The sequence below is a fragment of the Streptomyces sp. NPDC058274 genome (assembly GCF_042881375.1).
GTDB lineage: Bacteria > Actinomycetota > Actinomycetes > Streptomycetales > Streptomycetaceae > Streptomyces.
In genome coordinates this window covers 194,020-205,250 of sequence record NZ_JBHVXW010000007.1, presented here as the reverse complement: position 1 = coordinate 205,250, position 11,231 = coordinate 194,020, and the positions used below count along the sequence as shown (strand labels likewise).

Here is an 11,231-nt window from a genome sequence, read left to right as displayed (position 1 = left end):
GACCCTCGGCCTCAACGAAGGCGAGGCACACGTCATCCGCAACGCCGGTGGCGTGGTGACTCAGGACGAGATCCGCTCCCTCGCCATCAGTCAACGGCTCCTCGGCACCGAGGTGGACGTGGACCTACTCCTCCCATGTATACAGGTAAGGCTGTACAGGTTGGGTTGCGTGTCCTAGCGTGGAACGTATGAGTGAGAGCCCGCGCCTGTCGCCCTCCGCGGTACAGGCTTCGCGAGAGGTCCGTGCGGTCATCAGCCGCTTGCGGCGCCGCATTCTGAACGCGGCCGAAGCCGAGGACATCACTCTTGGGCAGGCGTCCGTCCTGGCCCGCCTGGCCGGCAGGCAAGGCGTCACGGCCAGTGAGCTCGCCTCCGCCGAAGGGGTGCGCCACCAGTCGATGACGGCGACGGTCGCGTCGCTGGCCGCCTTGGGGCTGGTGGCACGACGGCCCGACCCCGACGACGGGCGCCGTCTGCTGATCGCGCTGACCCCGGAGGGGCACCGGCGAGTGGAGGAGGGGCGGCAGGCCCGGCAGGAATGGCTCGCCGGCGAACTGCAGGAGAGGTGCACGGAAGAAGAACGACGGGCGGTGATCGCCGCCATGGCGGTACTGGAGCGCCTCACCCATGGCTGAGCAGAAAACAGAGGGGCGCGGCAGGGCGGCGACGGCGGGCTTCGACCGGCGGCTGCTGCCGCCGATGCTGCTGGGCTCGGTCCTGAACCCGGTCAACTCGACGATCATCGCCGTCACGCTCGTACCCATCGGGGACGCGTTGGGCGCCCCGCCCTCGCAGACCGCGTGGCTGGTCTCGGCCCTCTATCTGGCCACCGCTCTCGGGCAGCCCGTCGTGGGCCGACTCATCGACATCTTCGGTCCGCGCAGACTCTTCCTCGTCAGTACGAGCCTCGTCGGGGTTGCCGGTGTCGTCGGCACCCTGGCGCCGAACCTGGGGGTGCTCATCGCCTCGCGGGTCCTCCTCGGGTTCGGAACCTGCGCCGGGTATCCCGCCGCGATGGCGCTCGTGCGCAGCGAGGCCAAGCGCACCGGGCAGGACAGTCCCGGCGGGGTGCTGACCGCCCTGGCCGTGGCCAACCAGACCATCGCCGTGATCGGCCCACTGCTGGGCGGCCTGCTGATCGCGCTGGGCGGCTGGCGCGCCACCTTCGCGCTGAATGTGCCGCTGGCCGTCGTGGCCGTGCTGCTGGGGCTGCTCCGGCTGCCCAAGGAGGCGGCCGGCCCAGGGGAGTCACTGCGGCGCGGGCACCTCACCGGTCAACTCGACGTGCTCGGTATGGCACTGTTCGCCGCCATGCTCGTCTCGCTGCTGTTGTTCCTGATGAACCTGCATCTGCGCGACTGGTACCTGCTGGTGATCGCCGCCGTCGCGAGCGCCGCGTTCGCGGTGCGGGAGCTACGGGCTCCTACCCCGTTCATCGACCTGCGGGTGCTGGGCGGCAACACGCCACTGCTGGTCACCTACGGCCGCGCGCTGGTCGCGTACGTCGTCGCCTACTCCTTCCTCTACGGGTTCACCCAGTGGACGGAGGAGGGGGTCGGGCTCTCGCCGTTCCACGCCGGGCTGGTGCAGATACCCATGTTCCTGGTGGCCATCGGTGTCTCGCTGGTCTCCGGGCGGCGCAAGGGTGTGCGTGGCAAGCTACTCGTCGGCGCGCTCGGGCAGATCGCCGCCTGCCTGCTGATGCTGACGCTCACCGGGGACAGCCCCGGGTGGACGCTGATTCTCGTCGCTCTGATCTTCGGCGTCCCGCAGGGACTGAACAACCTGGCTCTGCAGAACTCCGTCTACTTCCAGGCCGATCCCGAGCGCACCGCCTCCTCGGCCGGCCTGCTGCGCACCTTCGCGTACGTCGGCTCGATGGTCGCCTCCGCCACGGCGGCCGTCTCCTTCGGGCAGCACGCGGACACCGGCGGCATGCACCAGCTCGCCTGGATCATGCTCGGCGCGGGCGTGCTCTATCTCCTCCTGACCGTCTTCGACCGCACTCTCGGCCGCGCGACGGAAGAGGACAGTCCGACTCAGACGCCCCGAGCGGCGTAGACCGGCTAGCGGCTGGATGAGGGCGGTAGGCGGCCTTCGGCAAGTCACCGCCCGCGTGATGACGACCCGGTCAAGCCGGCTGCCACAGCTCGATCCGGTGACCCGCAGGATCGGTGACCCAGCCGAATCGGCCGACGCCCTCCATGTCCTGCGTCTCTTCGGCCACGTCCGCTCCCTTGGCGCGCAGTTGCGCGAGCATCGCATCGAGGTCGCGGACCCGGAAGTTGAGCATGGTCTGCTGGGCGCGGGATCCGAAGTAGTCGGTCTCGGACTCGAACGCCGCGAACACCGTCAGCCCGGTTTCCTGACGCCACAGGCCGTTCTCGTCGGCGTCCAGGCCCAGGCAATCGCGATACCACGCGTTCAGGGCCACCGGGTCGGCCGCCCGCATGAAGTATCCGCCGATTCCAAGCACACGTTCCATGTCGCTATCGTGCCAGGACGCCGATCGGGCGGGGTGGCAGCACACCATCGCCCGCCTGGTATCCCCCTCTCCAGCGCGCGGGAACTCGTCTTTGATGCGACGTGTGCGTTGCCTCCTGCGCTCCTGTACGCATATCAACACCCGTCACACAAAAGACCCGCTCGTTGCTGTTCTTCCGCGGGGCCATCGCGCCGCGCTCCATAGCCAGGGGGCAGCTCGCTGCAGGCGTCGCGGAGTTGGCCGGAAGACGGGAGGCTCGCCTCTGCGTGAGTCAGCCCGGAGGCTGGTCGGCACGCCGCGGTTCGAGCGCGAGTGCTTGCAGGGCACGGAACAACGCGGCGCTGTCTGCGGGGGAGAGCGGTGCCAGGAGCCGGCTTTCCGCTTCCTGGCGGGCACGCTCGGCGGCGGGCAGGCGCTCCCGTCCGGTCGGGGTCAGTTCCACGACGTTCTTGCGCCGGTCGTGAGGGCTGCGGCGACGGACGACAAGGTCTTTGCTCTCGAGGGTGTCGACGAGGGCCACCATGGTGGTGCGGTCGACGCCCAGCCTGCCTGCCGCCTCCAGTTGGGACAGCGGATCGTGCGCGGCGAGCACAGCGAGGACCGCCAGTTCGCGGCCGTCGAGCCCGAACGGCGCCAACGCCTGAACGTACGTCTCCGTCAGCCGCAGAGAGGCGTGCTTGAGCAGATAGCCGAGGCGAGAAGCGAGGACCTCGGAGGTGGCGTCACCCGTCATGGTCTCAGCATATCCACAGGCTGATAGTCAGCGATACTGACGATCCGCTATGGTGATGGAAATGCGCCGTCGAAGGGCGACGCGTCACGTCGAGGGGGCACCCATGTCCGACCAGCAGCACTCACCCGTGACGTTCGGAATGAAGACCACTCCGATGCGAGTCCCTTACGGAGAGATCGTCCGGGTCTGGAAGGAAGCCGATGAGCTGCCCGAGATCGCGGACGCCTGGCTGTGGGACCACTTGATGCCGGTCGTCGGCCCGAAGGACGGGCACATCCTCGAAGGGTGGACGTTGTTGAGTGCTCTGGCCGCTCAGACGCGGCGGCTCCGCCTGGGTCTTCTCGTCACGAGCAACCGGATCCGGCCGCCCGCCGTCCTCGGCAAGATCGCCACAACAGTCGACGTGATCTCCGGGGGACGCCTCATCATGGGCCTCGGCGTGGGCGGAACCCTGCAACGCCCCGACTCGGGTGGCATCGCCGGCGAGAACCCCGCCGTCGCGGAGTACGCGGCGTACGGCCTCACGCTCGTCCCGCCCGCCGAAGGGATTGCCCGTCTGGAAGAGACCATCGCGATCCTCAGGAGCATGTGGACGCAGGACGTCTTCGACTTCGACGGGCGCTACAACACCCTGACGGGCAACCGCAACGAACCGAAACCGGTCCAGCGGGGCGGTCCGCCCCTGCTGATCGGCGCCTGGGGAACCAAGGCCCTTCGCCTGGTCGCCGAGCAGGCGGACATCTGGAACATCCCCGGGCCGCCGCACAACGCGCCGGACCACATCGCCCGACGCGGCCGCGTTCTGGACGACCATTGCGTGGCCATCGGCCGCGACCCGCGCACGATCACCCGCTCGGTGCAGTACATCGTGTCGTACGACGACCCGGCCGCCGACCGTGCAGCCATCGCGGAGCTCATCGCCGCGGGAATGACGCACATCGTGCTGAGCTTGCGCAGCCCCTACCCGCCGCAGGTCGCACGCCGGCTCGTCGACGAGATCATCACGCCCGTGCGCGAGGCAACTGGGCGGTGGGGAAACGGCGTTGGGGCATAACGGGGGCGGGTTTGGGCCGCTGCTTCTCAGCCGCGTGCTGGGGCAGCGGTACGAAGATCGAGGAGCTGCTGCGTGTGCCCGGGGATGTGGTCGCCGGCGAGGCCTTCGATGATGCCTGCCAGCGGAACCGGCTGGTCCAGTACGACCCTCTCGTTGGACAGGAGGAGCGCCGGCACCAGAACCGAGGCGGCCGCTTCGTTGAGCTGATCGGCGATGTGGCACAGGACGGTGGCCTGGCTCCGTACGTGAGCGGTCAGGTCCGCCCGGTCTGTGTGGTCGGCGATGATCCGGTCAAGGTTCCAGGTGTCGAGGGCGATTCGGTTGTCGAAGGTGGGGCGCGAACCCGAGACGACGCCGAGAGCGACTGCCGCTGCCGTCGCGTCGACGCTCAGGAGATGGGCCAATACCTGGTCGGCGTTCCAACCCCCGTCGCCGGCGTCGCCGAGTCCGGGGATGGAGGCGACTTCGAACAACCTGTCATAGGCGCTGCGAAGCGCGGTCGTATCCATGGCGGGGTTCCTTTCATTCGGGTGGGGTCGAGCGTGCATCCCGCTCCGCTGCCTCGGCGACACGTTTGATGTTCGCCAGCCGCCGGTCCCAGTCGGCCGCGAGCGCGGACATCCACCGTGCGGTCGCGTCGAGCGCCGCGGGCCGCACCGCGTACCGCACCTCGCGTCCGACCCGGCTGCCGGAGACCAGACCGGCGGCATCCAGGACAGCGAGATGCTTGACGACCGCCTGCCGCGACACGGGAAGCCGTTCGGCGAGCGTCGTCGCGCTGGCCTCACCACGCGCGGCGAGCAGGTCGAGCAGCTGACGCCGCGTCGGGTCGGCCAGCGCGCCGAGGACGCTGTCGACGACCTCGGTGGCGCCGGGGTGTTCCTCCGTCACGTGGCGGGCTGTTCGGCGCGCGACTTGAGCGCGGCGAGTTCCAGGGGCCAGCCTTGGCTGTGGTCCTTGTGGTTCTGACTGCGCAGTTCCTCGGACCCGGCCAGGGCCGTGAACCCGCTCTCGACGACGCGCAGCCGGGTCTGCTCGCCTTCGGAGGTCAAGGTGAACTCCACGAGGGTGCTGTTGTCCTCGCGAAGCTCTTCGCCGGGGAACGCGCTGGTCCACCGGTAGGACAGATATGTCGGCGGCTCGACCTTCTCCACGCGGACCGGGAAGTCGCCGTGCTCCGCGTTCTTCGCCACCATCGACTCACCCTCTTTCGCCACGGTGCCCGGCAGGCTCGTCTTGTCGGCCACCCAGAATCCGGGCTGGGCCACCAGCGACCAGACCCGCTCCAGTGGTGCCGCGATCAGGGTCTCGCGCTCGATCCGGTCCTCGCTCATGAGGTGCTCCGTTCATCGTCGGCCTTTACTTGCAACCCTAGAGTTGCACATCGTTTTTGGAGGTGCAACCCAAAGGTTGCACTAGAGTGCGTGGCATTCCCCCGGGGTGGCCTGGCGCAGGTCTCCTGTGCCTGACCAGGAACATCCAGCGGTGCGGCGAGTACAGCCGGGACGTGTTCGATCGCGAGGGACCGCGGCCTCAGCGGCGGAGCGCGGTCTCCCGTTCCATGTGCGACAGCTTCTCGGGATTGCGCACGGCGTAGAGCCCGGTGATCAGGCCGTCGTCGATGCGCACCGCCAGAACGGTGTCGAGCACGCCGTCGAGCCGGAGAATCAGCGCCGGGTGGCCATTGACCTGTGCCGGCCGCAGCGAGGCGGCGCCGGTGACCCTGCCGAGCCCGGCGGTCAGCAGACGGGCCACGTTGTCGGACCCCACGATCGGCCGCAGTACGGCCTTCTTGACTCCGCCACCGTCACCCACGAGGACGACATCCGGCGCCAGGATGTGCAGCAGACCCTGCAGATCGCCCGTCTCGGTCGCCCGCTGGAACGCGTCGAGCGCGTCGCGGGTCTCGGCCAGGGAGACGACCCCGCGCGGCCGGCGCGCCGCGACGTGTGCCCGTGCCCGGTGCGCGATCTGCCGGACCGCGGCCGGGCTCTTGTCGACGGCTTCGGCGATCTCGTCGTACCCGAGGTCGAACACCTCGCGCAGCACGAACACCGCCCGCTCGGTCGGCGCGAGCGTCTCCATCACCAGCAGCATCGCCATCGAGACGCTGTCGGCCAGCTCGACGTCCTCGGCCACGTCGGGCGAGGTGAGCAGCGGCTCGGGCAGCCAGGAACCGACGTAGGACTCCCTGCGCCGGCCGAGCGTACGCAGTCGGGTCAGCGCCTGGCGCGTGGTGATCCGGACCAGGTACGCACGCTGATCCCGCACCGTGCCGAGATCGACCCCCGTCCACCGCAGCCAGGTCTCCTGCAGGACGTCCTCCGCGTCGGCGGCGGAGCCGAGCATCTCGTAGGCGACGGTGAACAGCAGATTGCGGTGGGCGACGAACGTCTCGGTGGCGGGATCCGTGCGTCCGCCGTCGGAGAGTTGCCCGGCCGTGTCCCCTGCGCACTCGTCGTGCTCGCTGTTCACCCGCTGCTCCTGCCTGTTCGCTCTCCACGCTGCCACGCGCACAAGACGCCGGTCACCGCGGCTTTGTGACACTCGTGATCGGTGGCGTACGTCACACGACCGGGCCGTCACAAGGAGCTCGTCGCCGGCATCTCGTGTTCGTTCAGGCAACAACACGAGTGAGGACGAAGTCATGGACGCCCGATTCAACCTGTTCGACAACGAGTTCGCCGCCAGGTTCACCAAGCGGTTCGCCGGCGCCGGCCTGGTGCTCAGCCAGTCCTCTCTGCCCAAGGCGACGCAGGAGCTGGTGTCGCTGCGCGCCAGCCAGATCAACGGCTGCGGCTGGTGCATCGACGCCCACACCAAGGAGGCCGCGGCCGCCGGTGAAACCGCGGTCCGCCTCCACCTGGTCGCCGCCTGGCGCGAGTCCACCGTGTTCACCGAGGCCGAGCAGGCCGCGCTGGCGCTCGCCGAAGAGGGCACGCGGCTCGCCGACGCCCACCAGGGCGTGTCCGACGAGACCTGGGCCCAGGTGCGCAAGCACTACGACGACGACCAGGTCGCCGCGCTGGTCTGCCTGGTCGCCCTGATCAACGCGGCCAACCGGCTCGCCGTGATCGTGCACCAGCGGGGAGGTTCGTACGAGGCCGGCATGTTCGCCGCCGCGGTCCACTGAACGGCGGCCGACTCCGGCCCGGCCCGGGTCATTCGATCCGGGCCGGGCCCGCGTCCGTCCGGGTCGGCCGGCGCCACAGATCTTGGAGGCGTCGCTCCCTGTCGCCCTTGCGCCACGCCGGGGGACCCGGACACCGCGAGACGGCTCACCCGGGCTCGTCCAAGGGATCAAGAAAATAGAGTCACGGGGTTCGGGCGGTGATGTCGAGAACCCGTGGCGGGCTCCGTCCCCGTGATGAAGGCGATCAGAATGGGTCGCACCAAGTACGGAGGAGAACGACCATGGCCAAGTACCTGTTGCTCAAGCACTACCGTGGCGCTCCGGCTTCGGTCAACGACGTGCCGATGGAGCAGTGGACGCCGGAGGAGATCTCGGCCCACCTGCAGTACATGCGCGACTTCGCGGACCGGCTGGAGGGGACAGGTGAGTTCGTCGACAGCCAGGCGCTCGCCCCCGAGGGGACGTTCGTGCGCTACGACGGCGAGGGGCGCCCGCCGCTCACCGACGGACCGTTCGCCGAGACCAAGGACCTCATCGCCGGCTGGATGGTGATCGACGTCGACAGCTACGAGCGCGCCGTCGAACTGGCCGGGGAACTGTCGGCCGCCCCCGGCAAGGGCGGGGAGCCGATCCACGAGTGGCTCGAACTGCGCCCCTTCTACGGCGTGCAGCCCACCGTCACGGAATGACCCCCGAAGTGAACGAAGCCCTCCCTCGCAGGGTCTCCTACGCAGGGTCTCCTACCGCTGCGGCGTGATGCCCAAGGTCCTGATCAGCTGGGCCAGTTCCTCGACGAAGAGTTTGTCCGGGTTGAGTGTCTGGGTCTGCAGGTGCCCGTAGATCTCGAGTGAGACCAGGCCGTGCAGATGGCTCCAGATGCGCAGGGCGAGGGCGACGGCGGCCGGGGGCAGGTCGGGGAAGGCGGGGCGGACCTTGTCGAGGAGGCCGGGGTCGAAGTCGGACCAGGTGAAGTCACTGTCGGCGTAATGGCGTTCGGCGTGTGGCCAGGCCGCGGCCGCCAGTGCGGTGATGCCGGTGCATACGCGGTGGGCGGCGTCCGGCGCTGCGCCACCGTCGGGCGGCCGGTAGCCGGGTACGGGGTCGCCGTAGACGAGGCGGAAGCCCTCGGGGTTGGCCAGGGCCCACCCGCGGAACGCGCGAGCCCACGCCTCGATCCGGGCGGCGGGGTCGTGGACGGGCGCGGCCTCCCAGGCGGAGTCCACGGTGTCCGCCAGCGCGGTGTAGACGTCGTTGATCAGCCTGGTGACCAGGTCGTCGCGCGTGGCGAAGTATCCGTAGATGGCGTTGGCGGTCATGCCCATCTCGCGGGCGATGGCCCGCAGTGTGATCGCGTCGGGGCCGCCCGAAGCCATCAACTCGAGTGCGACCTTCTTGATTTCGGCGGTCGTCTCGGCCCGTAGCCGCTCGCGGCGTCCTCTGATCGTTCCCACGACACAGACTCTACAGCGTCACCATGCTGCGTGCTGTACATTTACTGCACGGCGTATAGTTTCTGGGTGCCGTGAAGAAGTCGCGGACGTCGCAGCTTAAGGGGAGAGCCATGCGCATCGGAGTCATCGGAGCAACGGGCGGTATCGGCAGCCGTGTTGTCACCGAAGCCCTCGACCGGGGGCACCACGTCACGGCCTTCAGCCGCGATGCCTCGAAGATCGAGGAGAGCCGGCAGAACGTGACCTGGAAGAGCGTCGACGTCCTGGACGCGGGCAGCGTCGCCGCCGCGCTCCCCGGCCTTGACGTCTTGATCAGTGGGTTCCAGCCCGGCAACGCCGCCAAGGACATCGCCGACACGGTGGCCCGCTCGATCGCCGACCCCACCGTGTACGCCACCGCCGCGCGAACGCTGCTCAAGGCGTTGGAGAGCCACCCCCGGACCCGGTTGATCGTCATAGGCGGCGCCGGCAGCCTGGAGGTCGAGCCGGGAATCGTACGGGCGGACAGTGACGACCTCCTGCACGAGACCCTCGATGCGATCGGCCTGCCGAGGGAGTACGCGGCCGCAGTGCGCGGTCACCGTGACGCCCTGGACGTCCTGCGCACGTCCAACCGGCTGTGGACCTACCTCAGTCCCGCGGAGGACATCGCCCCGGGCGAGCGTACGGCCCGGTTCCGGATCGGCACCGATCAGCCCGTCCTCGACGGGGACGGGCGCAGCCGCATCTCCATGGAAGACGCGGCCGTCGCGCTCGTCGACGAGGCGGAGCTGCCCCGCTTCGTGCAACGCCGCTTCACCATCGGCTACTGACCCCGTGCGCCGCCTGATGATCCGAACGACTCGGCCTAGAAGGGGTAGTGGGCCTGCGTTCCGCGGGCCGTGATCCAGCGGGTCTCCGTGAACGCCTCGATGTTGGCGGCGCCGCCGAACCGTGCGCCGGTGCCGGAGCCGGCGACGCCGCCGAAGGGCGCGACCGCTTCGTCGTTGACGGTCTGGTCGTTGATGTGGACCAGTCCGGTGGGAATGCGCTCGGCGAGTTCGAGGCCGCGCATGACGTCGGAGGTGAGGATGCCGAGCGAGAGTCCGTACGGCGTCGCGGTGGCGAGGGCGACCGCCTCGTCCAGGTCGGAGTACACGCGGACGGGGGCGACCGGCCCGAAGACCTCTTCCGTGTACGCGGGGGAGCGGTCGTCGACGTGGGTGAGCACGGTGGGCCGGTAGAAGAGGTCCTGGTAGGTGCCTCCAGCGGCGAGACGGGCGCCGCGTTCGACGCTGGTCCGCACCAGCGCGTGGATCTTGTCGCGCTGGCCCGCGTCGATGACGGGACCCAACGCCACCTGTTCCTTCGCGGGGTTGCCGACCGGGAGGTGGTCCGCCTTGTCCGCGAGGCGCTCGATGTATTCGTCGGCGACGGAGGCGTGCACCAGGTGCCGCCCGGTCGTCATGCAGACCTGGCCCTGGTGGAAGAAGGAGCCCCAGGCGGCGGTGGAGGCCGCGCGCTCCAGGTCGGCGTCGGGCAGCACGATCAGTGCGGAGTTGCCGCCGAGTTCGAGGTGGGCGCGCTTGAGGTGCTCGGCGGCGGCCGCGCCGACCTTGCGCCCGGCGGCGGTTGAGCCGGTGAAGGAGATCACGCGGACCTGGGGGGCGACGACGAGGGCGGCTCCAGTGTCCGCCCCGCCGGGCAGCAGCTGCAGCACGTCCGCGGGCAGCCCGGCTTCCTCGAACACCCGCATGATCGCCACTCCGCCGGACACGGCGGTGCGCAGATCGGGCTTGAGCAGGACGGTGTTCCCCAGAGCCAGCGCCGGGGCGACCGAGCGGATGGCGAGGATCAGCGGGACGTTGAAGGGCGCGATCACGCCGACCACACCGGCCGGGATTCGGCGGGCCATGCTGAGCCGGGGTTCCGCGGAGGGCAGCAACTCGCCGAGGGGGCGCGACGCCAGGGCGGCGGCCTCGTAACACTCCTGGGCCGCGGTGACGGTCTCGAAGGCGGCCTTGCCGGGGATGCTGCCCGCCTCGCGGATCAGCCACTGCTGTATCTCTTCGGCGTGCGTGGTGAACAGGTCGCCGGCCCGGCGCAGTACGGCCGCACGCTCGGTGTACGGGGTGCGGGCCCAGGCGGTCTGTGCGGCGGCGGCGCGCTCGGCGGCGGTGGCGACGTCCTCGGAGGAGGCGGCGCCGACATGGTCCAGTACGTCGCCGGTGGCGGGTTCGACCACGGGCGAGGTGCCGCCCGTGGTGGCGGTCCAGCCGCCGATACCGGCCTTTCCGGACCACAGGGCGGGGTCGAGGAGGGGCATGACGGGCTCCAGGCGAAAGGGTGAGGGATGAGGGACGCAGACGGGGGAGGAGATGGGAGCAGGGAGAGGG

Annotated in this window: 14 protein-coding genes and 1 pseudogene; 7 read left to right on the top strand and 8 right to left on the bottom strand. The window is 69.7% G+C overall.

Features of this window, described 5'->3' with window-relative positions:
• Positions 1-4: 4 nt before the first annotated feature.
• The 3 genes and pseudogenes from ACFVYF_RS17025 to ACFVYF_RS17015 form a co-directional block, all read left to right on the top strand.
• Positions 5-109, top strand: a pseudogene (locus ACFVYF_RS17025) (carbonic anhydrase); the annotation flags it as partial.
• Between the two features lie 79 nt (positions 110-188).
• Positions 189-635, top strand: a complete 447-nt coding sequence (locus ACFVYF_RS17020) for a MarR family winged helix-turn-helix transcriptional regulator (RefSeq protein ID WP_389455996.1) — start codon at positions 189-191, stop codon at positions 633-635.
• A 64-nt stretch (positions 636-699) separates the two neighbouring features.
• On the top strand, positions 700-2,061 hold the full coding sequence (locus ACFVYF_RS17015) for an MFS transporter (protein WP_389456247.1): 1,362 nt from the start codon (positions 700-702) through the stop codon (positions 2,059-2,061).
• Between the two features lie 70 nt (positions 2,062-2,131).
• Here ACFVYF_RS17015 and ACFVYF_RS17010 read toward each other — a convergent pair whose 3' ends face one another.
• On the bottom strand, positions 2,132-2,485 hold the full coding sequence (locus ACFVYF_RS17010) for a VOC family protein (RefSeq protein ID WP_389455995.1): 354 nt from the start codon (positions 2,483-2,485) through the stop codon (positions 2,132-2,134).
• A gap of 271 nt (positions 2,486-2,756) precedes the next feature.
• Positions 2,757-3,218: a MarR family winged helix-turn-helix transcriptional regulator gene (locus ACFVYF_RS17005; protein ID WP_389455993.1), complete on the bottom strand. Its 462-nt coding sequence runs from the start codon at positions 3,216-3,218 to the stop codon at positions 2,757-2,759.
• Positions 3,219-3,321: 103 nt separating this feature from the next.
• Between ACFVYF_RS17005 and ACFVYF_RS17000 the strand changes: the two genes are divergently transcribed.
• Positions 3,322-4,272, top strand: coding sequence for an LLM class flavin-dependent oxidoreductase (locus tag ACFVYF_RS17000; RefSeq protein ID WP_389455992.1), 951 nt, complete (start codon positions 3,322-3,324; stop codon positions 4,270-4,272).
• A gap of 26 nt (positions 4,273-4,298) precedes the next feature.
• Here ACFVYF_RS17000 and ACFVYF_RS16995 read toward each other — a convergent pair whose 3' ends face one another.
• The 4 genes from ACFVYF_RS16995 to ACFVYF_RS16980 all read right to left on the bottom strand — a co-directional run bounded on the left by ACFVYF_RS16995 (position 4,299) and on the right by ACFVYF_RS16980 (position 6,747).
• A complete protein-coding gene (locus tag ACFVYF_RS16995) occupies positions 4,299-4,781 on the bottom strand; it encodes a hypothetical protein (RefSeq protein ID WP_389455990.1) in 483 nt (160 codons plus the stop codon).
• Between the two features lie 13 nt (positions 4,782-4,794).
• Complete coding sequence (locus ACFVYF_RS16990) at positions 4,795-5,163, bottom strand: ArsR/SmtB family transcription factor (protein WP_389455988.1); 369 nt, start codon at positions 5,161-5,163, stop codon at positions 4,795-4,797.
• Positions 5,160-5,606, bottom strand: a complete 447-nt coding sequence (locus ACFVYF_RS16985; RefSeq protein ID WP_389455987.1) for an SRPBCC domain-containing protein — start codon at positions 5,604-5,606, stop codon at positions 5,160-5,162. The genes ACFVYF_RS16990 and ACFVYF_RS16985 overlap by 4 nt, the downstream gene beginning before the upstream one ends.
• A gap of 199 nt (positions 5,607-5,805) precedes the next feature.
• The gene (locus tag ACFVYF_RS16980; protein WP_389455986.1) at positions 5,806-6,747 is read right to left on the bottom strand and encodes an RNA polymerase sigma-70 factor; all 942 of its coding nucleotides are present in this window, start codon (positions 6,745-6,747) and stop codon (positions 5,806-5,808) included.
• Positions 6,748-6,919: 172 nt separating this feature from the next.
• Between ACFVYF_RS16980 and ACFVYF_RS16975 the strand changes: the two genes are divergently transcribed.
• Both ACFVYF_RS16975 and ACFVYF_RS16970 read left to right on the top strand, forming a co-directional pair.
• Positions 6,920-7,405 (top strand): carboxymuconolactone decarboxylase family protein, encoded by a 486-nt coding sequence (locus ACFVYF_RS16975; protein ID WP_389455985.1) that lies wholly within the window; start codon positions 6,920-6,922, stop codon positions 7,403-7,405.
• A gap of 281 nt (positions 7,406-7,686) precedes the next feature.
• Positions 7,687-8,094 (top strand): YciI family protein, encoded by a 408-nt coding sequence (locus tag ACFVYF_RS16970; protein ID WP_389455984.1) that lies wholly within the window; start codon positions 7,687-7,689, stop codon positions 8,092-8,094.
• A gap of 51 nt (positions 8,095-8,145) precedes the next feature.
• On the opposite strand, the gene ACFVYF_RS16965 is transcribed toward ACFVYF_RS16970, so the two are convergent.
• Complete coding sequence (locus tag ACFVYF_RS16965; protein WP_389455983.1) at positions 8,146-8,856, bottom strand: TetR/AcrR family transcriptional regulator; 711 nt, start codon at positions 8,854-8,856, stop codon at positions 8,146-8,148.
• Between the two features lie 110 nt (positions 8,857-8,966).
• On the opposite strand from ACFVYF_RS16965, the gene ACFVYF_RS16960 reads away from it, so the two are divergent.
• On the top strand, positions 8,967-9,668 hold the full coding sequence (locus ACFVYF_RS16960) for an NAD(P)-dependent oxidoreductase (RefSeq protein WP_389455982.1): 702 nt from the start codon (positions 8,967-8,969) through the stop codon (positions 9,666-9,668).
• Positions 9,669-9,703: 35 nt separating this feature from the next.
• Here ACFVYF_RS16960 and ACFVYF_RS16955 read toward each other — a convergent pair whose 3' ends face one another.
• The gene (locus tag ACFVYF_RS16955) at positions 9,704-11,161 is read right to left on the bottom strand and encodes a benzaldehyde dehydrogenase (RefSeq protein WP_389455981.1); all 1,458 of its coding nucleotides are present in this window, start codon (positions 11,159-11,161) and stop codon (positions 9,704-9,706) included.
• Positions 11,162-11,231 lie beyond the last annotated feature (70 nt).